At 73.0% G+C, this 19691-nt stretch carries 19 protein-coding genes; 11 read left to right on the top strand and 8 right to left on the bottom strand.

Features of this window, described 5'->3' with window-relative positions; all coding sequences use genetic code 11:
• The first annotated feature begins 3 nt into the window (after positions 1 to 3).
• On the top strand, positions 4 to 2877 hold the full coding sequence (locus ABZ452_RS27040; RefSeq protein WP_357948473.1) for a right-handed parallel beta-helix repeat-containing protein: 2874 nt from the start codon (positions 4 to 6) through the stop codon (positions 2875 to 2877).
• 43 nt (positions 2878 to 2920) lie between these two features.
• Here the strand turns inward: ABZ452_RS27040 and ABZ452_RS27035 are convergent, their stop codons facing one another.
• From ABZ452_RS27035 to ABZ452_RS27025, 3 genes are all read right to left on the bottom strand, one after another.
• On the bottom strand, positions 2921 to 3187 hold the full coding sequence (locus ABZ452_RS27035) for a hypothetical protein (protein WP_357948471.1): 267 nt from the start codon (positions 3185 to 3187) through the stop codon (positions 2921 to 2923).
• A gap of 129 nt (positions 3188 to 3316) precedes the next feature.
• Positions 3317 to 3973 (bottom strand): lysophospholipid acyltransferase family protein, encoded by a 657-nt coding sequence (locus tag ABZ452_RS27030; protein WP_357948468.1) that lies wholly within the window; start codon positions 3971 to 3973, stop codon positions 3317 to 3319.
• Positions 3970 to 4548: a TetR/AcrR family transcriptional regulator gene (locus ABZ452_RS27025; RefSeq protein WP_357948465.1), complete on the bottom strand. Its 579-nt coding sequence runs from the start codon at positions 4546 to 4548 to the stop codon at positions 3970 to 3972. The genes ABZ452_RS27030 and ABZ452_RS27025 overlap by 4 nt, the downstream gene beginning before the upstream one ends.
• 114 nt (positions 4549 to 4662) lie before the next feature.
• Here ABZ452_RS27025 and ABZ452_RS27020 point away from each other — a divergent pair, with 114 nt between their 5' ends.
• A complete protein-coding gene (locus ABZ452_RS27020) occupies positions 4663 to 5604 on the top strand; it encodes a beta-ketoacyl-ACP synthase 3 (protein WP_357948462.1) in 942 nt (313 codons plus the stop codon).
• 2 nt (positions 5605 to 5606) lie between these two features.
• Here the strand turns inward: ABZ452_RS27020 and ABZ452_RS27015 are convergent, their stop codons facing one another.
• A complete protein-coding gene (locus ABZ452_RS27015; RefSeq protein WP_357948459.1) occupies positions 5607 to 6176 on the bottom strand; it encodes a DUF3592 domain-containing protein in 570 nt (189 codons plus the stop codon).
• Positions 6177 to 6300: 124 nt separating this feature from the next.
• Complete coding sequence (locus ABZ452_RS27010; RefSeq protein WP_357948457.1) at positions 6301 to 7593, bottom strand: GAF domain-containing protein; 1293 nt, start codon at positions 7591 to 7593, stop codon at positions 6301 to 6303.
• Positions 7594 to 7846: 253 nt separating this feature from the next.
• On the opposite strand from ABZ452_RS27010, the gene ABZ452_RS27005 reads away from it, so the two are divergent.
• The 3 genes from ABZ452_RS27005 (at position 7847) to ABZ452_RS26995 (ending at position 9713) form a co-directional block, all read left to right on the top strand.
• Positions 7847 to 8401: a nucleoside deaminase gene (locus ABZ452_RS27005; RefSeq protein WP_357948454.1), complete on the top strand. Its 555-nt coding sequence runs from the start codon at positions 7847 to 7849 to the stop codon at positions 8399 to 8401.
• A 129-nt stretch (positions 8402 to 8530) separates the two neighbouring features.
• The gene (locus ABZ452_RS27000) at positions 8531 to 9322 is read left to right on the top strand and encodes an ArsR family transcriptional regulator (protein ID WP_357948451.1); all 792 of its coding nucleotides are present in this window, start codon (positions 8531 to 8533) and stop codon (positions 9320 to 9322) included.
• On the top strand, positions 9306 to 9713 hold the full coding sequence (locus tag ABZ452_RS26995) for a VOC family protein (RefSeq protein ID WP_357948448.1): 408 nt from the start codon (positions 9306 to 9308) through the stop codon (positions 9711 to 9713). The genes ABZ452_RS27000 and ABZ452_RS26995 overlap by 17 nt, the downstream gene beginning before the upstream one ends.
• A gap of 57 nt (positions 9714 to 9770) precedes the next feature.
• On the opposite strand, the gene ABZ452_RS26990 is transcribed toward ABZ452_RS26995, so the two are convergent.
• Complete coding sequence (locus ABZ452_RS26990; RefSeq protein WP_357948445.1) at positions 9771 to 10439, bottom strand: DUF998 domain-containing protein; 669 nt, start codon at positions 10437 to 10439, stop codon at positions 9771 to 9773.
• On the bottom strand, positions 10436 to 13771 hold the full coding sequence (lysX, locus tag ABZ452_RS26985; protein ID WP_357948442.1) for a bifunctional lysylphosphatidylglycerol synthetase/lysine--tRNA ligase LysX: 3336 nt from the start codon (positions 13769 to 13771) through the stop codon (positions 10436 to 10438). Before lysX ends, ABZ452_RS26990 begins: the two co-directional genes overlap by 4 nt.
• 247 nt (positions 13772 to 14018) lie before the next feature.
• Between lysX and ABZ452_RS26980 the strand changes: the two genes are divergently transcribed.
• From ABZ452_RS26980 to ABZ452_RS26965, 4 genes are all read left to right on the top strand, one after another.
• Positions 14019 to 14840: a hypothetical protein gene (locus tag ABZ452_RS26980; protein WP_357948439.1), complete on the top strand. Its 822-nt coding sequence runs from the start codon at positions 14019 to 14021 to the stop codon at positions 14838 to 14840.
• Between the two features lie 38 nt (positions 14841 to 14878).
• Positions 14879 to 15067: a hypothetical protein gene (locus ABZ452_RS26975; RefSeq protein WP_357948436.1), complete on the top strand. Its 189-nt coding sequence runs from the start codon at positions 14879 to 14881 to the stop codon at positions 15065 to 15067.
• Between the two features lie 185 nt (positions 15068 to 15252).
• Positions 15253 to 16377, top strand: coding sequence for a DUF4236 domain-containing protein (locus ABZ452_RS26970; RefSeq protein ID WP_357948434.1), 1125 nt, complete (start codon positions 15253 to 15255; stop codon positions 16375 to 16377).
• 103 nt (positions 16378 to 16480) lie between these two features.
• Positions 16481 to 17008, top strand: a complete 528-nt coding sequence (locus ABZ452_RS26965; RefSeq protein ID WP_357948431.1) for a hypothetical protein — start codon at positions 16481 to 16483, stop codon at positions 17006 to 17008.
• A 72-nt stretch (positions 17009 to 17080) separates the two neighbouring features.
• Here ABZ452_RS26965 and ABZ452_RS26960 read toward each other — a convergent pair whose 3' ends face one another.
• On the bottom strand, positions 17081 to 17698 hold the full coding sequence (locus ABZ452_RS26960) for an SUKH-4 family immunity protein (protein WP_357948428.1): 618 nt from the start codon (positions 17696 to 17698) through the stop codon (positions 17081 to 17083).
• Between the two features lie 175 nt (positions 17699 to 17873).
• Here ABZ452_RS26960 and ABZ452_RS26955 point away from each other — a divergent pair, with 175 nt between their 5' ends.
• The gene (locus tag ABZ452_RS26955; protein ID WP_357948425.1) at positions 17874 to 18395 is read left to right on the top strand and encodes a SigE family RNA polymerase sigma factor; all 522 of its coding nucleotides are present in this window, start codon (positions 17874 to 17876) and stop codon (positions 18393 to 18395) included.
• Positions 18392 to 19633, top strand: a complete 1242-nt coding sequence (locus ABZ452_RS26950; protein WP_357948422.1) for a hypothetical protein — start codon at positions 18392 to 18394, stop codon at positions 19631 to 19633. Before ABZ452_RS26955 ends, ABZ452_RS26950 begins: the two co-directional genes overlap by 4 nt.
• The last annotated feature ends 58 nt before the right edge of the window (positions 19634 to 19691 follow it).

The following is a 19691-nucleotide window of genomic DNA, read 5'->3' as shown; positions in this document are numbered from 1 at the left end:
CCGATGACCGATTTCTTCGTGGCCGCCGGTCTCCAGGCCGGGGACGGCTCACGCGAGCGCCCCTTCCACGACCTTTGGCTCGCCCTGAAGTACGCCGAACCGGGCGACCGCATCCATCTCGCGGCAGGCACCTACACCGGCCGCCACGAGCGCTCGTCGTGGGTGCTCGACTGCCCCGACCTGACCGTCCTCGGCGGCTACGGTCCCGGCTTCGCCACCCGTACGCCGTGGCGCACGCCCTCGATCCTGGGCGCGCGGCCGGGACTCCGGGTGCAGCGCGAGCCGAACATGATCCAGGGCCTCGGCGCGCACGACGGCGCCGTCCTGGACGGGCTGTTCTTCGACGCCGCCGGTCGCAACGAGTACGACGAGGAGGGGGCACTGCGGCGGTCCCACTACGGTGACGGCCCAATCATCAGCCTCCGCGGCGAGCGGATCGCCGTACGCAACTGCGTGTTCGCCAACGGCAGTGCCGGTGCCGCCGAGATCGCCGGGAACGGCGGCCGGTTCGAGAACAACCTGGTCGTCAACTTCCTCGGATCGGGGCTGCTCACGGTCCGCGACAGCGACAGCAGCGCTCCGATCATCGTCGCCGGGAACACCTTCTGCTTCGCCCACGACGACGACGCGGATCCGCCGCGCGGCGCGGGCGCCGACAGGGCGATCGGCGTCCGGGTCAACAGCGCCGCGGTGATCGAGGACAACCTCTTCGTCGGCTGCGGCAACGCGGCCATCGCCTGCTACCGCGACATCGACCGCGTCGCGGTCGATCGCAACCTGTTCTTTTTGACCCTGCGCGACGTCGTCCGCAGCCGCGCCACCTCCGCCGAGGCGGAGATCACCGAGGAGTACGTCGAAGAGCTCGAGGACGTCGGTCTGCAGTCGGCGGGCGGCAACACCGTTGGCGATCCGCACCTGTCGGGGCTGCCCGCCCGGTGGATCGACTCGTACACCCTCGACACCGTGGCGACCTACGTTCGCCCGCCGGTGGCCGCCCTGAACGCGCTGCGAGCCACCGTCGGGCTCGGCGACCTGCCCGCCGGCAGCGGTGGCGGGGACGCGCAGGCTCCCGCGATGTGGCGGCTGACCCCGTCCGAGGTGCTCGCGATCGGCAGCGACGCGACGCAGGGCTGCCACCCGGCCGAACTGCCGGCCACGGAGGCGTTCCAGGCGCGACGGGCGCTGCCCACCTACCAGTCCATCGAGTGGACCCGGCTCACTCAGCCCGAACAGGGCCTGTCGGGGACCGCGGTCGAGGTCCGGGCGGGCCTCGGGTTCGACCAGAACATCGAGCTGCTGCCCGATGCCGGCTCGGCCACGCACGTCGGGGTCGCGATCTACGAGCCGGGTAAGGACGACCGTCCGCTCCATGTGCTCTGCGGACGGTGGTCACTCGCCCACCGCCTGATCGAGGAGGCGACCCGCTACCAGCGCGGGCTGGATGTCGAGATCACCTATCTGCTACGCGGCACCTACCGGGCCGACCTGACCGCCGGTGCCCGGCAGGCGGCCACGCTCGTCCTCGACTCGATCGCACCGGCGCTCGGGTTGCCCGCCACAACTCCGCCGCCACCGGCCGGCCGCGACTGGTTCGTGTGCGCCGGCACGTCCGGCGGCGACGGGAGCAGGGAGGCGCCCTTCCGCGATCCGTGGCAGGCGCTGGAGAAGGCCGCGGTGGGCGACCGCGTCCACGTCGCCGAGGGCGAGTATTCCGGCCGCCTGCGCTCGGGCGCCTGGCGCATCCCCGTCAAGCACCTGACGATGCTGGGCGGCTACAGTGCCGACTTCGCGACGCGGGACCCCTGGCGCCGTGCCGTGCGCTTCGTGCTGAATCCGGAGACGAAAGCCAAGGGCATTCCGAGCGATCCCATTCTGACGGTCGAGGACTCCTGCGACGGCCTGGTGCTGGACGGGTTCGTCTTCGACGGATCGACCTACAACGCGTACTCGGACAGCGGCGCCCTCGACATCGGCAACTCGCAGTCGGCGGCCATGCTCGACCTGCGGGGCGGCAGCGGCACCATCACGGTGCGCAACTGCACCTTCGCCAACGCGGCGTACGCGGCGGTGCAGATCAGTAGCGGCTCCGGCGTGTTCCAGAACAACGTGGTGGTGAACACGAGCGGCACGGCGGTACGCGTGCAGACGCCCGGCGCCGGCCCCTGGGTCGTGCGGGACAACACGGTCCTGTTCGCCGCCGACCCGACCGATCGGGCGTCGACCGGGCAGTCGACCAGCGGATGCCTGCTCGAAGTCGGCGGACGGGCCCTCGTACGGGTCGAGTCGAATGTGCTCGGCTTCGCCGACGGGATCGCCGTCCGGGCCGCCCTCGCGGGCCAGAACCTCGGGCTTGACCGCAACATCATCGCGGCCAACCTGTACGCCGACGTCTTCGATGGGCGGAACGTGCTGATCGATCCCACGGCCTGGGAGCGCGCGGTGCTGGACACCCCGTTCGGGTCGCTCGACGGCAACCGGCTCGACCTGCCGGCCCTGCCGGTCGATCGGACGTTCGCCCAGTCGGCCATCGAGCGGCTGGCCGCGCTGCCGGCGGTTCTGCCGGCCGAACTCCTGCGCGCCGCCGCGAGCCGCCTCGGCGTCTCGCACCTGCCGACGCCGGACGCCGCGACTGTCGTTGCCCCGTCCACGCCCGCGCCCGCGGAGTCCTCGGTCTCGGACCTGCTCGCCAGCCTGGGCCGGGCGCGGGAGGAGTTCGAGACGAAGGACGCGGGCACCACGGAGGCCGCGGCCGTCGTGTACTGCCCTGTCTACCCGGTAGCCGCCGCCTTGTCCCTGGCCGTCGACGCACCCGCCGGCCAGGCCGGCGTCCGCGCGCTGCCCGTCCCCGCCGGCATCGAAGCCCGCGTCTCAACCTGACCCGGCCGAAGGACGGGCGCGATACCGACCCCAGAGGGTCCGACTACGCTCCGGCGGACGTGTCCGAGCCATAGGCGGCGTCATACATCGTCCCCGCGTTCCCGCCGCCGCCTTGGCCCCGGATCGTGCCCTTGCCGGAACGCCGGCGTTGATCCTGCATCTCGGCCATGGCTCGCCGCGCGTCGCGCATGATTGGGTCACCCGCCAACGACGCGCGGGCCACCCGGCGGTGCCGCACAACGAGAACAGCTGACGTGACGAGAAGCAGCAGCGCTACGCCGCCCAGGACGAAGAGCCAGGGCATCGTCATGGTCCGCTCCAATCGACGGCGGGGTTGCCTCAGCATGACTCGTCAGCGCAATCGGTCCCGCTTCCACCACGGCCGCCTCCCAGGGCGACGGGAGGCAGGCATCGGCGGGGCCCGCGGTAGACGTTGCGGTCAGGGCCGGGCGTAGTGCTGCACGTACTCCTGGCGGGTGAGGGACTGGATGGCGGCCATCAGGGTCTCGGTGTGTCGGCGGATGTCCGCCGGCGTCTCGATGAGCACCGGGATGGCCGGCCCGAAGGTGATGCTGATCGGGTGACGCCGGGGAAAGCGGGAGCCGGGAGGGCGTACCCGGTCCGTGCCGCGGATGCCGACCGGGATGATGGGGACGCCGGCCTGGTGGGCGAGGCGGACCGCACCGGTGCGGCCGCGGTAGAGGCGGCCGTCCGGGGAGCGGGTGCCCTCGGGGAAGACGGCCACCAGACCACCGGAGCGGAGGACGGGCACGGCCGCGTCGAACGCCGTGAGGGCCGCCCGGCCGCCGCCCCGCTCGACGGGGATGGCGCCCATGCCGGTGACGACGCGCCGCGTGAGGAAGCCGCGGGGCCCCGGGGCGCGGAAGTATTCGGCCTTGGCCCAGAAGGCGATGTGTCGGGGCGTCAGGACGCCCAGGAACAACTGGTCGGCGACCGACAGGTGGTTGGCGGCCAGGATCGCGCCGCCGGCGTCAGGAAGGTGGTGGAGGCCGGTGACGGCGGGACGCCAGGAGTGGTGCAGGTACCGGCCGATGGTGTGCCGGGCCAGGGCGTAGAGGGGCGGGGTGCGGGTCATGCGGCGGGTCCGAGGTGGGCGGTGAGAGCGGCGTCGAGCAGCGGGTTCGGATCGGTGGCGCCGGTCGCGAGGGTGAGGCTGCCCCAGTTCCACAGTTGGGCGATCCCGTGCAGGTTGGCCCACAGTGCTCCCGCCACGACCTGGGCCGGCGGTTCGGGTTCGGGCCGGGCCTGCGCCACCAGGTCGGTGAGGAGCCGGAACAGTGGCAGGCTGGTGTCGCGCAGCCTCAGGTGGCCGCTCTCCAGCAGGTCGTGGCGGAACATCAGCTCGTAGCGGCCTCGACGGGTGGCGGCGAAGTCCAGGTAGACCCGGGCGATGTCGGCGAGCCGGGCGCGCGGGTGGCCGGGCGCCTCGGCCAGGGCGGAGTTCACGCGGGCAGCGAGGTCGGTGAACCCGTCGCGGGCGATGGCCGACAGCAGTTCCAGGTGGGTGGGAAAGTAGCGGCGCGGCGCACCGTGCGAGACGCCGGCGCGCCGGGCGATCTCTCGCAGCGACACCGCGGACGGACCCTGGTGGTCGAGCAGCTCGCCGCCGACACGGATGAGGCGATCGCGGAGGCCCTCGTCAACGTGCATAGACAGTGTCTACCAGGCGGCCGTAGACATTGTCTACCGGGCCTGCGACGGCTACGTTGACCGACAGGCAAGGTCCATCCACTGCTCCTGGCAGGGGCCCGAAGGGAGGCGCTGGTGCGCGGTTCGAGAGTCGTCGGCGCAGGTCACCACCAGCCCACGAAAGTGCTCACCAACGAGGACCTCGCCACTGTCGTGGAGACGAGCGACGAGTGGATCCGCAGCCGGGTCGGCATCCAGGAACGGCGGATCGCCGGGCCCGCCGAGCCGCTCGACCTCATGGCGGCCGAGGCGGCGGCCGAGGCCCTGCGCCGTGCCGGCGTGGCCGCCGAGGCGGTCGACCTGGTGGTGGTGGCGACCTGCACAGCGGTCGACCGCAGTCCCAACATCGCCGCGCGGGTCGCGCGCCGGCTCGGACTGCCGTCACCTGCGACGATCGACGTCAACGTCGCCTGTTCCGGATTCACCCACGCGTTGGCCCTTGCCGACGGCGCAGTTCGGCTCGGCTCGGCGACGAACGCCGTGGTGATCGGTGTGGAGCGGCTGAGTGACTTCACCGACTGGACCGACCGGACGACGTGCGTGCTGATCGGCGACGGAGCCGGCGCGGTGGTGCTCACCGCCGCTGAGCAGCCCGAGATCAGCCCGGTGGTGTGGGGGTCCTACCCGCACCTGGGCGACGCCGTGGTGATCGAGGTCGACCGCCCGTTCACCCAGGCGGGACAGACCGTCTACCGGTGGGCCACCACCACCCTGCCGGACATCGCCCGCAGCATCTGCGCCGCCGCCGGCATCACGCCGGAGGACCTCGGCGGCATCGTCCTGCACCAGGCCAATCTGCGCATCATCGAGCCGGTCGCGCAGCGGATCGGGGCGACGAAGGCCGTCATCGCCCGTGACGTCACGACATCGGGCAACACCTCGGCGGCAAGCATCCCGATCGCGCTGTCGAAGCTGCTGGAACGCGGGGAACTCGAGCCGGGCGCACCGGTGCTGCTGCTGGGCTTCGGCGGCGGCCTGTCCTACGCCGGGCAGATCATCCGCTGCCCACAGCCGTGAACCTACCGCTGCGGGTTGCGAGCGCCCCGCTTGTGCTTGAAGCGGATCGTGAACCCGGCACCTCCCCGGGCCGGCGCACCGGGCCGGCGCCGCGGCTTCCGCGGGGGAAACCACCGTTGGAACGGGATGCGGGAGAGCAGCAGAGGAATCGCCACGACCAGGGTCGCGAACCCCGCCACACCCAGCCCTCCCTGTACGCGGCCCCGGTGGCCGCTGAGCTGGTCGAAGTCGGTGACGAAGTCACCGGAGTCGGCCGGGTTCACCCAGATCGACACCTCTTCGCCGGTTGACCGGCACACCTCGACGCAGCCGACCTCCTGCTCGTACGTCCGGCCAGCCAGCTCGTACCGGAAATACATGGTGGTCGACGGGCTGGTCCGGTTGCCGCCGCTCTTCGTCACCCGGTCGTAGACGATGGCTCGCGTCGGTACGCCGGTGGCTCGCAGTTCGGTCGTCCAGTCGTCGAGCTCGTTCTGGGTGTGGAACGGCAGCCACAGCAACGCGCCACCCGCCAGCACCAGCAACACAGAGCCGAGCGTCATCCAGGCCGGCGAGCGTGGCAGCGTGATCACCCGATCATCATGCGGGCAGGACGCAAGCTGCCCTACTTCACGCCGGGAACGTCATGGCGTCGACCTGGGGCGCTGACCCGCTCACGGGTCCGCGTGCGCCCGCCGTCGGCGGCCCGGACGAGGTTCAACGGCGGAGGTAGGCGGCCAGGCCGCCGAGTTCCTCGTTGGCGATGAACACCGAGCGCACGTTGATGATGGCTTCCTCGACGTGGGTGGGGCAGCCCCACGCCGAGTCGCCCCACGAATCGGCGAGCTTGATCTCGGCCGGTGCGGTGCACCCGCCGGTGCCGCCGAGCTGGCACTGCTCGGGGCGCGGTGTGGCGGCCTGCGCGGCGGCGGCGGCACGCATCCGGGCGGTGAGTTCCGCGGCGGCGGCGGCGCGCTGCTCGGCCTCGGCACGCAGTTCCCGCTCCGCCTGCACCACCTTGGCCAGCTCGTCATGGGCCGCTCTGGCCCGCGCGTCGGCGGCCGCCTTCGCCTGTTCGATGTGGTGGCGTTCGATGGCCAGGGCTGCGGTGCCGGTGAAGACCCGGGCGAGGGCCAGGTCAGCGTCCTGCGGGATGCGCGGGAAGCGGTGATACATGGCGAAGGTGCCCAGCAGGCTGCCATCCCGGGCCAGGATCGGCGTGGACCAGCAGGCGCCCAGTCCCGCCCGCTCGGCCAGGTCCCGGAAGTCGGCCCAGAACGGGTCGGTGGCGATGTCGGTGACGATGACCGGCTCCCGCCGGTGGGCGGCGGTGCCGCACGAGCCCACGCCTTCACCGGTGGCGATCCCGTCGATGGCCTGGTTGTAGAAGTCAGGCAGGCTGGGTGCGGCGCCGTGGCGCAGGTGCCGACCGTCGGGATCGGCGAGCAGAACGGAGACCAGAACCTCCTGCGGGGCAAGGTTCTCGATACACCGGGCCATCCCGTCGAGCACCTCGGTCAGCGGCGCCTGCCGGGCGATCTGCTCCACCAGGGCGCGGTGTTCGGCCATCAGTCGTTGGGCATGCTTGACCTGTGTGGTCTCCACGCCGATCACACGGATCCCGGTCACGGTGCCGTCGGCGTCCCGCCGTGGCTCGTAGGTGAAGTCGAAGAACGCCTCCCGCGCCTGCGGCCCGGCGCCCAGCACCACCCGGACGTCACGGCCGGTATAGGCCTCGCCCGTGCGGTAGACCTCGTCCAGCAGGGCGATGAAGCCCTGACCGGCCAACTCGGGCATCAGGTCCACGAGCGCCGTACCGGTGCGAGCCCGCTCCTCGCCGATGGCGGCGAAGAACGCGGGATTTGCGCTCTCCACCCGGTGCGTCGGCCCCGCCAGCGACGCGAAGACGGCGATGGACTGCCCGAACAACGACCGCAGATCCTCCTCCGCCCCATGGCCGGCGATCGCGGAATCCGCAGCAGTGGGCTGCTGGCCTGCTACCGCCGTCATGTCGTGGTCCGCCTCTCTGCCGTGCCGGGTGACCGGCGTGGCAATCCGGAACTCCGCCTCGCGGCCGTCGAGACTCCCCTGTGCCTGCTTCTCCCGCAGCAGGCGTGCCGATCGGGACGCCGGTCATTCCGACAGAGCGTAACGGATAGGCACCGCTCGCCCGAAAGATCATCGGGCACCCCCCATCCGGCCGGCGGCGTGGTCCGCGAGCAGGCGGACCTGCCCGGCTCGGTGGCGGCGGGCGAGCGGGAGCGTGGTGGTCGCCGAGTCTGCGAAGCTGGCGATGATCACCCAGTCGAACGGAGGGCCGGCCATGACGACCGACCAACGGGACATCACTCATCTGCGGCGTTGCGTAGCGCTCGCCGCAGAAGCCCTGGCGGCCGGGGACGACCCGTTCGGGTCCGTCCTGGTCGGCCCGAGCGGGGACGTGCTGGCGGAGGCCCGGAACCGCGAGACGTCCTCGGCGGACCCCACGGCGCATCCTGAGCTCGCCCTCGCGCAGTGGGCGGCCGGACATCTACCGCCGGCGGTGCGGGCCAGCGCGACCGTGTACACCTCGGGCGAGCACTGCCCGATGTGCGCGGCCGCGCATGCCTGGGTGGGACTCGGCCGCATCGTCTACGCCGCATCGAGCGCGCAGCTCGCCACCTGGCGGGCGGAGTGGGGCCTGCCGGACGGGCCCGTGGCCGTGCTTCCCGTCACCACCGTCGCGCCGGCCCTCACGGTTGCCGGCCCGGTCGCTCCCCTGGACGACGAGATGCGGCTTCTCCACGAACGCGCCGCGAAACGGCGAGCCGCACACTAGCCACACGCGGGCACCTCGGGGTCGCACGGCCACCTCGCCACGGTCGAACCCACGCAGGTCGACGCGGAGCGGCCCCGAGCCGCCGCGATCGCACTATCGATCAAAGCGGTTTGATGTATTGTCCACGTCATGAGTGCGTCCGGGCAAGCCGCCCCAGCGTTCCTCCGATTGGCCGCTCATCCGTTGCGCTGGCGGCTGATGACCGAGCTTGGCGCCAGCGACCTGCGGGTCCGCGAGCTGGCCACGCTCACCGGCGAGCCGCAGAACCTGGTCTCCTACCACCTGCGGCTGCTGCGGGACGGCGGTCTGGTCGCCGCCACCCGGAGCAGCTTCGACGGCCGCGACAGCTACTACCACCTCGATCTGGACCGCTGCGCCGAAGGGCTCGCCGGTGCCGGCGCCGCCCTGCACCCGGCCCTGCGTCCGGGCATCGGCACGCCGCCGCCTTCTGTCCGCCCGCAGCGGTCGCGCCGCCTCGGCGTGCTGTTCGTCTGCACGGGCAACACCGGTCGCTCACCGATCGCGGAAGCCCTGCTCCGCCAGCACACGGCGGGACACGTCGAGGCGATCAGCGCCGGGAGCCGGCCGGGGCCACGACTGCATCCCGGCGGCGTGCGGGTACTACGCGACCGGTACGGCATCGACGTCGCCGATCAGCGCCCGCGCCACCTGGACACGCTGACCGGCCGCCGGTTCGACTATGTGATCACCCTGTGCGACCGGGCCCGCGAGGTCTGCCCCGAGTTCCCGCAGCACCCGCGCCGCATCCACTGGAGCATTCCCGACCCCGCGTCGGCCGGTGACAGCGAGGAGGCCGGCCAGCGGTCCTTCACCCGCACCGCGGCCGACATCGACACCCGCATCCGCCATCTGCTACCCGTCCTTGAGCAAGGAGGTTCGCGCCATGACCGGAAGCCATGAGTACGCCAGCGTCCGCTACCTGGTTGACGACGTCGCGGCAGCCGTCGACTTCTACACCACCCACCTCGACTTCCAGTTGGGCGCCGACGCCGCACCCGCCTTCGCCGAGGTGCTCCGCGGCCCCCTGCGACTGCTGCTGTCCGGGCCCGCCAGCTCGGGCGCCCGAGCCACGCCGGAGGACGCCGCAGCACCCGGCCGCAACCGCATCCACCTCACCGTCGACGATCTGGCCGCCGAGGTCGAGCGGCACCGGGCAGCCGGGCTGCCGTTCCGCAGCGAGGTCGTCGCCGGCCCGGGTGGGCAGCAGATCCTGCTGGCCGACCCCGCCGGCAACCTGATCGAACTGTTCCAACCGGCCGGTCCGGCGCGCGCGGCGACAGCCGCACCGTGACCGCCGGGTCGCCGGCGGGCGCCGCCACCTGGGTCATGGGGTGGGCTCCGTGACCGGTCAGCACGCTGAGCTGGGCGAGCACGCACCCTGCGTGGCGACGATGCCGCCGGCGTAGAGCAGCCAGCCGGAGAGGCCGAGCAGCTGGACCCGCTGCCAGGCGCCCAGCGCCGCGCCCGGGCGGATCAGCTCGAGCAGCGTGCCGGCCGTGCCCACCACCAGCACCGCGGCCACCGCCAGCCCCCAGCGGAACGACACGCGGTGATCGCGCTGGCCCAGCAGCAGCGCGAGCAGTGAGGCCAGCGCGGCGGCGATCGCCACCGCCGAGCTGACCGAGTGCCCCTGGTCGCGCCAGGACAGCGCGCCCAGCTCCGCCAGCCGGGCGCAGCGGGCGTCGGCCGAGGGCGCGCAGTCCATCGAGCTCACCGTGCCGTCCAGGGCGGTGGCCACACCGAAGGCGACCAGCCCCCACCACGCCCACCGCGGCCAGCCCCCCGCCCGCCGGGCCAGCGCCAACCCGGTCGCTGACGCGAGCGCGCCGACGACCAGGTCGCCCAGGCCGAACACCAGGTGGTACGGCTGGTCCCGGGCGGCCAGCTCGCTGGCGTACCCGTCGAGGAGGCCGAACGCCGGGTTCAGCAGCGGCCCGATCAGCCACGACGAGTAGAGGACTCCGGCGAGCCCGAGCGCCAGCCCCGGCAGCGCCCGGACCCGGCCGACCCGGCTCACGAGGACTTCCGGACCAGCGGGAAGGGCAGCGTCTCCCGGATCGACCGACCGGTCAGCAGCATCAGCAGCCGATCCACGCCCAGGCCCAGGCCGCCGGTGGGCGGCATGGCGTACTCCAGCGCGGTGAGGAAGTCCTCGTCCAGCTCCATCGCCTCGGGGTCGCCGCCGGCCGCCTTCAACGACTGGGCGGTGAGCCGGCGCCGCTGCTCCGTCGGGTCGACCAGCTCCGAGTACGCGGTGCCCACCTCCATTCCGAACGCCACCAGGTCCCACCGCTCCGCCAGCCGCGGGTCGCTCCGGTGCTGTCGGGTCAACGGCGAGGCGTCGGTCGGGAAGTCCAGGTAGAAGGTCGGCGCCTCGGTGCGCGCCTCGACCAGCCGCTCGTACAGCTCCAGCAGCACCGCGCCGCGCTCCCAGCGCGGGTCGTACGCGACCCCGGCGGCGTCGCAGAACTTGCGCAGCGCGGCCAGGTCGGTGTCGGCGGAGACCTCCTCGCCGAGCGCCGCGGACACCGCCTCGTTGACCGTACGGACCGGCCACCCGCCGCCGACGTCCACGGTCTCGCCCGTCCCGGGGTGGCGCACCACCGGCGACCCGTGCACCGCGATCGCGGCGGCGACGATCAGCTCCCGGGCCAGCTCGCGCATCACGTGGTAGTCCGCGTACGCCTGGTACGCCTCCAGCACCGTGAACTCCGGGTTGTGGCTGTGGTCGACGCCCTCGTTGCGGAACGCCCGGCCCAGCTCGTACACCCGCTCCATCCCGCCCACGGCCAGCCGCTTCAGATACAGCTCGGGGGCGATACGCAGGCTCAGCCGCAGGTCGTACGCGTTGCTGTGGGTGACGAACGGGCGGGCGTTCGCGCCGCCGTGCACCCGCTGCAGGATCGGCGTTTCCACCTCCAGGAAATCCCGGTCGGCCAGGGAGCGCCGCAGGCTCTGCAGGACGGCGCCGCGGGCCCGCAGCAGGTCCCGCGCCGCCGGATCCACGGCGAGGTCGAGGTAGCGCTGCCGGACCCGGGCCTCCGGGTCGGCCAGCCCGTGGTGCTTGTCCGGCAGCGGGCGCAGGCACTTGGCGGTCAGCCGCCAGTCGGCGACCCGCACCGACACCTCGCCGCGCCGCGTCGCGTACACCTCGCCGGTGGCGCCCACGTGGTCGCCGACGTCGACGGTGGCACGCCACCGGTCCAGGTCGTGCTCCAGCATCAACTGCAGGTCGCCGCTGCCGTCCCGGATCGTCGCGAAACAGATGCGCCCGTGGTCGCGGACCAGCAACACCCGTCCGGCCACCGACACGGTCTCCCCCGTGCCGGTGTCCGGCGCCAGCCCGGCGTGCCGCGCCCGCACCGCCGCACACGTGTCGGTACGCGCGAAGCCCACCGGGTACGGGTCGACACCCTCGGCGCGCAGCCGGTCCAGTTTCGCCAGGCGTACCCGGCTCTGCTCGGAAAGGCGCACCGCGGGCGGCTCCGGCGACACGGCCCGGACCGTCGCGGCGGCCGGCGGCACGTATCCCACCCCGCCGCCGGCCGGCGGCACGCCGTGCAGCGGGGTGGGCCGGCCGCCCGGCAGGGCGACGAAGCCCTCGGCGACCGCCGCGGCGAGGCCGACGCGCGCCAACTCCCGGCGCTCCGCGAAGCACAGGTAGCGCGGCGTCCAGTGCGGCTGGTACTTGGCGTTGGAGAGGTACAGCGACTCCAGCTGCCACCAGCGGGAGAAGAACAGCAGGGTGTGCCGCCAGAGTCGGATGACCGGGCCGGCGCCGATCCTGGCGCCCTGCTCGAAGACCGACCGGAACACCGCGAAGTTCAGCGACACCCGTTCGACGCCGAGCCGGGGCGCCGCGCCCATCAGTGCCGCGACCAGGAACTCCGTGATGCCGTTCTCGGCCGACCGGTCCCGGCGCATCAGGTCCAGCGAGAGCCCGTCGGCGCCCCACGGGCTCAGCGACAGCAGCGCCCGCACCCGGCCGCCCGCGTCCCGCGCCTCGACCAGCACGCAGTCGCCGTCGGCCGGGTCGCCGAGCCGGCCCAGTGCCATCGAGAAGCCCCGCTCGTGTTCGGTGTCGCGCCAGGCGGTGGCCAGCCGGGCCAGCTCGGACAGCTCCGCCGCCGGGATCTCCGCGTGCCGGCGCACCCGGGCCGTGTAGCCGGCCCGCTCCACCCGGTGCACGGCCTGGCGGACCGGGCGCATGTCCCGGCCGTCCAGGTCGAACTCGCGGGCCAGCAGGATCGCCTCGTCCCCCAGGTGCAGCACCTTCAGCCCGTGCCGGTGGTACGCCTTGGCGCCCGCCTCGCTGGTGCCCATCACCGCCGGGGTCCACGCGTACGTGCTGGCCTGGTCGAGCCACGCCTCGATGGCCGGCCCCCACGCCTCCGGGTCCCCCACCGGGTCCCCGCTGGCCAGGCTGACCCCGTTGACCACCCGGTAGGTGATCGCCGCCTTGCCGCTGGCCGAGAAGATCGCCGCCTTGTCCCGGCGGGTGGCGAAGTAGCCGAGCGAGTCGCCCCCGCCGTGCCGGGCGAGAAGTTCCCGGATCCGCTCCTCCTCGTCGGGGTGCAGCACGGCGGCGGCCCGCTGCGACCGGAGCAGGGTGAACAGGCCGGCGACGAAGGCGATAGCGCCGAACCCCCCGAGCAGCAGGTTGACCCAGCCGGGCGCCTGCCCCTGCCGGGTGACGTCCAGGGTGATCGCGCCGCCGAACACCTTCTCGATGGCGTAGCCGAGCCGGTCCACCCAGGTGCGCAGGCTGCCCGGCTCGACCAGGAGCAGCAGGTAGCCGAGCCCGACCGCGACGGCCGCCAGCCCGAGGAAGACCCCCAGGGCGCGTCGGGTGCTGCCGCTACGCACCCGGGCGTAGAACTCCCGCCGGGCGGCCAGCAGCAGGGCCAGCGCCCCGGCGGCGAAGGCGATGCCGATCCACACGCCGACCGTCTCCAGCGAGGTGAACAGCCGCTCCCCGGCGTCGTCGGTGAGGTCGTTGCTGCCGACCACCAGCAGCAGCACGCCGGCCAGCACGCCGACGGCCAGGCTGAGGGTGAAGTAGACGACCAGCACCCAGTACGCCAGCCGCTTGCGGCGCAGCACCGCCGAGGCGAGGGTGCCGAGGAAGACCGCGTACGCCAGGTTCGCCGGGGCCGGTAGCAGCAGGGCGTCGATGGCGGTGCGGACCGGCTGGATGTCGGAGCGGACGGCGCTGCTCAGCGCGGCCAGCGCGCAGACCACCGCGATCACCCAGAGCAGCGTGGCGAAGGCCCGGGGCACCTGACGCCGCCAGTCCCGGTCGGTGCGGCGGGCGTCCGCCACCGTCCGCGACGCGGTGCTCGGGGTCAACGTGGCCTCCCTCGTGCCGGTGACGCCCGGTGTCGACCGGCCTCATCGTAGCCACGCCCGCCGTCGGGCCTGCTGAGAAGCACCCGTCCCCGGCCGACACGCCGGGCGGGACGTTCCCCGGGCCGACAGCGTGGGCGCCAGGCATCGACAGTCGCTGGCGGTCGGATCAGCGGGTCGCCCCGATCGGTGGCGGTGGCGTGGCCCAACCGTGACCAGGACGGGCGAGGCTTGGCACATGCTTCGGGGGATGGCCGGCGTCGATCTGCCGGCGCTGCGGCGGACGGTGACGCACCCGGCCGTCTGGTCGTTGCCGGCGGTGGCCCTGCTCGCGCTCGTCGCCATGCCGTTCAACGACGGTTTCTACAATTTCTGGGTCAACTACGACGCGCAGGGCGGCGCACAGCAGCATGAGTCGCTCCACGCCACGCGGATCTTCCGGTACACCTCCGGATCCCTCTGCGGGCAGGTTCTGGCGCTGTTGGCCGGCGCCGCCCTCGCCCGCCGCACCACGCAGGCAAGGGCGCTCGCGGTGGCAGTCCCGCTTGCGGCACTCCTGGCAGGGGCAACCTTCGCCGTCGCGTACCCCCTCGCCCGGGCCCGCGAGGGATCCTCCTGGACGACCCCGCCACTCGACGACCCGGTCCTGGCCCGGGTCCTCCTGTGTGAGCTGGCCGCCTACCCCCTCTACGCCGCCGCTGGCGTCGGCCTCGGCGCGCTGCTCAAGGGGCGGCGGCCCGCAGTGCGCTGGTCGCTCGCGCTCCTACTCCTGGCGGGCTGGGCCGTCACCACCATGACCGGGCTGCTGCAGGACGACCAGTTCAATGCGCCATACGTGCTGCTGTGGGCCGTCCCACCGATCGCGGCCGGCACGGCAATCGCACTGGCGGGGCTCTCGGTGGATGTCTGGGTCGTGCCGCCCGTGCTGGTGGGCGACTGGGGGCGTGGCGCCAGCGCCGCCCTCCTGGTGAGCGCCGCGGCGTACGCCCTGGGGTTGAACCTGCTCGCCGGCCGGGCCGGACGCCGCCCCCGTCGCGATGCCGGGCGGCCGCACCGCGGCACCGCTCGCTGACGCGCATCGCGCGGCGCACGTCCACCCGCCGCGACGGCGTGCGTTCCTGGGACCGCACCGACAACATCGGGGTGCAGTCGCACTTCGAGCTCGTCGAGGTCCAGCCCGGCACCGACTCCGACAGCTACGTCGTCACCCTCAAGGTCTCGGGCAACGGCTTCAACGGCACCGGTCCGATGACCTTCCGCCTCCGCGACGGCCTGATCGCGAGCCTGCGCATCAGCTGAGGGTCCCCGCTGGCCGCCGCCTGCGGAGGCCGGGATTTCGCTGTCGACACCCGATCGTCCACCACAGGTGTCACCGTTCTGACCCAGCGTGACGCCGACCTGGCGGTCCAGCTGGCCCGACCGGCGAGGCAACCTCGGATCGCCGGATGAACAGGGCCGAGGTCGTGGCGGTCTACGGTCAGCGAATGGGGTTCTCGATCAAGTTGGCGCCGGGCGTGCGTATCCGGGCCTCCTCCCGAGGGATCCGCACCAGTGTCGGGCCGCGCGCCGCCCGGATCCACGTCGGGGGCGGCCGTACCGGCTTCTCCAGCGGCGTCGGACCGGTCGGCTTCTACAGCTCCCTCGGGGGCGGTCGCCGAGCCGGTGCCCGGTCCTCGTCCGCGGCCAGCTACCAGCGGCAGGTCGCCGCGCAGCAGCGCCAGGCCGCGCAGGCGCAGCGAGCCGAGGAAGCCCAGCGCCTCGCCCAGGCGTTCCAGCGCATCCTCGAGCTGCACCGGGTGGACTTCCCCGCCGCCGCCCGGCCGATCGCGCCCCAACCGGCGCCACCGGATCGGGACAGCATCCGCAAGCACTATGAGAACCACGCGCTGGCCGGCATCGGGCTGTTCGAGCGCAGCCGACGGGCCCAGGCGAAGCAGCAGGCGGCGCAGTGGACCGAGGCGGAAATGCAACGTCAGTGGGCCAGCCGGCTCGAGCAGCAGGCGGGGTGGCAGCAGTACCTCGACCAGCGGTGGCACCAACTCCGCACGAACGTGCCCGAGGTCGTGCTGGAAACCCTGGAGGAGGCCTTCGAGGACAACGAGGCGCCCAGCGCCGCCGTCGGAGTCAGCGCCGACGAGGTCTCCCTGGCCGTGCTCGTACCCGGCGTTGAGCAGGTGGTGCCCGAGCGGATGCCCGCAACGACGCAGGCCGGCAACCTGACGCTGCGCAAGCTGCCCCAGCGCGACCGCGCCGCCTACTACAAGCAGTTCGTCTGCGGCCAGGTCCTGGTCACCGTGCGGGAGGCTCTGGCCGTCGCGCCCGGCATCGCCGCCGCGCGGGTGGCGGTCCTGCGCCAGGACGGCCACGACGCCTACGGCCGGCCGCGGATGTCCTGCCTGCTCGCGGCGACGTTCGACCGTGCCGCCCTGCACGGGGTGCGGTGGCAGAACGCCGACGCCACGGCGATCGTGCACGACACCAACCGGGAACTGCTGCTCAACTCCCGCGCACGGACCGGGGAACTGCTCCCGCTGGACCTCGCCGCCGAACCCGCCCTCGCTCAGCTCGTCGCCGCGGTCGACCTGACCGAACTCGCCGGCGGCCGGTAACGGCAAGCGAGCCGGCGTGGCGGCGACCGGGCACCAGGGCCGGAAGCGTCGTATGCCCATGCCAGGATGCCGTCCTGCGGATCGGCCGGGGAAGGACACACCAATGGGTGCTTCGGAGTGGCGTTACGTGGTGGCCTACCAGGCGGACGTGGGCGCCGCCCTCCAACAACTGCGCCAAGAGGTGTACGACCGCGGCGAGTACTACCGGGAGCCCGTCGAGCGCGACTCCGACCTGGACCTGACGGAGGAGGAGTTTCGGGCCCGGTTGGATCCGCGCGACGACGACGACGGCTTCAGCGAAGCAATCATCGAGGACTGGCGGGAACGCAAACGCCGCCCGGTGCCCGTCGACCCGGACACCCTGGTTGCCGCGCAACCGCACTCGGGCACACACTCGATCATCGACATGATCAACGGCCGGTCCGACAGCCCCGGCTTCGCCACGGTGGCCCCGCTGACCGGTGAAGAGCTGATCAGGGCCTTCGGCAGCACGACGCCGCCGTCAGCTCAGGTCCAGGAATGGATGCGGGCCGGTGGGGGTCTGCGGGAGCGCTGGTCCGGCACGTATGTGATCAGCTACCGCGACGGTCAGCCCGACCACATCCACTTCTCCGGATACTCCGGCGACTGACGTCACGGTCCGCCACGCGATCGAGGCCGGCGCGCGGGGCTCGCGCGGTGCGGGGGCGACAGCTGCCGGCGGTCACCCGTGGAGCGAGCGGCCTGCCGGGCTGTTGCCCGTGAAGCGTTGGCCCGCCGCGATCTCGTCGCCGACCACCGACCAGACGGTCTCGTCGTCCTGGAAAGGGAACGGGTCGATGCTGCTCGTCTCCTGACGGACCCGCTCGACCTCGCGATCCAGGCGCTCGAAGTCGGCTTCCTCGTCGCCGTCGTCGCCGCTGAAGGTGAACTCGTCGAGCAGGCGCTGGAACCGGACGGTGACCCGGACGAGGGAGGAGACGTCCGTGTGGACCTCCTGCGCGGTCGCCTCGTCGGCGTCGAAGGCGTGCACCCTGCCGGAACCGGGGTCGAGGGCGAGGTGGGCGTTGAGCAGCCAGCCGATGACGGGCCATTCGCCCGCGTCCTCCGAGACGTCCTCGAAGTCCTCGACGTCGACGACGTCCTGGACGAGGGGCAGCCGGCCGGAGTCCTCGTCGGGCACCCGCAGCCAGAGCGTCCCGGTCGGGACGCCGACGGTCTGCAGGAGGCGGGCGCCCTCGGTGCCCGCGGCGGCGGGCGGGAAGGCGATCGCGGGCAGGGTCGCGAGCCGGTCCTCGCCGAAGATGTCGACGAGTTCGCTGCGGGTGACATCGAAGAGCACTGCCGGAACTCCGAACTCGGCGGCCACACGGGCGCCGTTCGACTGTCAGCTGGTCGGTCCACCACAGGCTCTCAGGCACCTCCGTCCGGCCATTCCCGGGGCCTGTTCCGTGATCGCGTACAACCGTTTCCGGCGCACTGCCGTCTGGAACGGTGAACCCCAGGGAGGTGGCCGGATGCCGGATGCATCGGACCAGGAATACGTCGAGTACGTCACGGCGCGCCTGCCGGCGTTGCGGCGGCTCGCGTACGGACTCTGCGGCGACCGCGACTTGGCCGACGACCTGGTGCAGGAGACCGCCACGCGGCTCTACCTGCGCTGGGCCCGGATCGCTGAGGTCGAGCAGCTCGACGCGTACGTCCGTACGGTGCTGGTCCGGCACTTCCTGGACACCCGGCGGCGCGGCTGGTGGCGGGTGCACCTGTTCGGCGGGCCACCCGATGTGCGGTCCACCGAGGACCGCGGCGTCGAGGAGCAGACCGTGCTGCGTGACGCCCTGGCCAGGGTGCCGCCCCGCCAGCGAGCGGTGCTGGTGCTGCGTTTCCTGCACGACCTGCCGGTGGAGGAGGTGGCCCGGACGCTGGGCTGCTCGCCCGGCACGGTGAAGAGCCAGACCTCGCACGGCCTGGCGGCGATGCGACGGCTGCTCGGGGACCGCGAGATGGCCGGCCGGACCGGAAAGGAGCGATGGGCATGAGGACCGATGACGAACACGTCGCCGACCGGCTGCGCTGGCTGGACGACGAGCCGGCCGGCCCGCCCCGGATCGACCTGCCGGGAGCGATCCGGGAGGCCCGCCGGCGGCGGCGCAACCGCCGGGTGGCGGCGGCCGGGGCGGCCGCGCTGGGTGTGCTGACGATGGCCGCGCTGCCGGCGGTGCTGGGCGGGGACGGTCGGGCGGCGCCTGCGCCGGCCGCGAGCCCCAGCCCGTCGACGCCGGCGCCGACCGGTCCGTGGCAGGGGGTGTGCACGGCCACACTGCTGCCCATGCCGGGCGATCCACAGGGCGCGGTCACCGGCGGTGACCCGGACGGCCGGTGGCTGGTCGGCCGTCGGGCCCCGCAGGGGCAGAGCCGCACGGATTTCGGCCTGCTGATCTGGGAGGGCGACCGGGCCCGGGAGGTCCAGCTGCCGGGTTCGTTGCAGAGGTTGACGGATGTGAACCGGGCCGGCCTGGCGGTGGGTTCGTCGTCAGCGTCCGGCCGTGACTGGCGGGCGTGGGCGGTACGCGACGGTGAGGTCATCGGTCTGCCCGTGGTGAGGTCCGGGGGCGCGACGGCCGTCAACGACGCCGGCCGGATCGTCGGCTACCGCAATCTGGTTCCCGGGAAACCCTGGATCCAACGGCCGGTGGTCTGGGACTCGTACCGGAGCCAGCCGGTCGACCTGCCACTGCCCGGCCCGCAGTGGGAGGGCACGGCCGTCGACGTCGACTCCGACGGCACCGTCCTGGCCGCGATGTCGAACGGGAGCCCGGACGGGCCCACCCGTGCGGTGGTGTGGCGTCCGGGCGCCACCCGGCCGGAGGTGCTGCCGCTGCCAACGGTGCCCGGCGGGAAGGCCACCAGGTTCTTTCCCGCGTCCGTTGCCGGTGGCTGGGTGACCGGCACCGCGGAACGCGACGTCACGGTAGTCCCCCGCGACGGCCTGCCCAGGTACGCGGTGCGGATCGACCTGCGGACCGGTCGGGCGGAGGTGCTGTCGGGCGTCCGCTGGGTCGGCGCGAGCAACGGCCAGGGCTGGCTGGCCGGTGCGGTCTCGGGTGACGTGCCCGGCGTGATCATCGGTACGAGGTCGGTGAAACTGCCCGTGCCGGACGGCTGGCGCGGCGAGCGGCAGGGCGCGGTGACCAGTTTCAGCGACGACGGCCGGGTGCTCGGCGGGAAGCTCGAGTCCGACGACCAGGTCCGGCCGGTGCGCTGGACCTGCCGGTGACCGGTCCGGGGGCGGTCCCGCACCGCCCCCGGACCGGAGGGGCTGCGGACAGCAGCCC

This window comes from Micromonospora sp. NPDC005707 (assembly GCF_040631005.1).
GTDB lineage: Bacteria > Actinomycetota > Actinomycetes > Mycobacteriales > Micromonosporaceae > Micromonospora.
The sequence above is the reverse complement of the archived record's forward strand: the minus strand, read 5'-3'. Positions and strand labels throughout refer to the sequence as shown.

Coding starts and splice junctions, on each gene's coding strand:
- ABZ452_RS27010 (WP_357948457.1), bottom strand. CDS start 7,593: ATGACGGCGGTAGCAGGCCAGCAGCCCACTGCTGCGGATTCCGCGATC.
- ABZ452_RS26995 (WP_357948448.1), top strand. CDS start 9,306: ATGACCGGAAGCCATGAGTACGCCAGCGTCCGCTACCTGGTTGACGAC.
- ABZ452_RS27025 (WP_357948465.1), bottom strand. CDS start 4,548: ATGCACGTTGACGAGGGCCTCCGCGATCGCCTCATCCGTGTCGGCGGC.
- ABZ452_RS26965 (WP_357948431.1), top strand. CDS start 16,481: ATGGGTGCTTCGGAGTGGCGTTACGTGGTGGCCTACCAGGCGGACGTG.
- ABZ452_RS27000 (WP_357948451.1), top strand. CDS start 8,531: ATGAGTGCGTCCGGGCAAGCCGCCCCAGCGTTCCTCCGATTGGCCGCT.
- ABZ452_RS26950 (WP_357948422.1), top strand. CDS start 18,392: ATGAGGACCGATGACGAACACGTCGCCGACCGGCTGCGCTGGCTGGAC.
- ABZ452_RS26955 (WP_357948425.1), top strand. CDS start 17,874: ATGCCGGATGCATCGGACCAGGAATACGTCGAGTACGTCACGGCGCGC.
- ABZ452_RS26980 (WP_357948439.1), top strand. CDS start 14,019: ATGGCCGGCGTCGATCTGCCGGCGCTGCGGCGGACGGTGACGCACCCG.
- ABZ452_RS27035 (WP_357948471.1), bottom strand. CDS start 3,187: ATGACGATGCCCTGGCTCTTCGTCCTGGGCGGCGTAGCGCTGCTGCTT.
- ABZ452_RS27040 (WP_357948473.1), top strand. CDS start 4: ATGACCGATTTCTTCGTGGCCGCCGGTCTCCAGGCCGGGGACGGCTCA.
- ABZ452_RS26970 (WP_357948434.1), top strand. CDS start 15,253: ATGGGGTTCTCGATCAAGTTGGCGCCGGGCGTGCGTATCCGGGCCTCC.
- ABZ452_RS27030 (WP_357948468.1), bottom strand. CDS start 3,973: ATGACCCGCACCCCGCCCCTCTACGCCCTGGCCCGGCACACCATCGGC.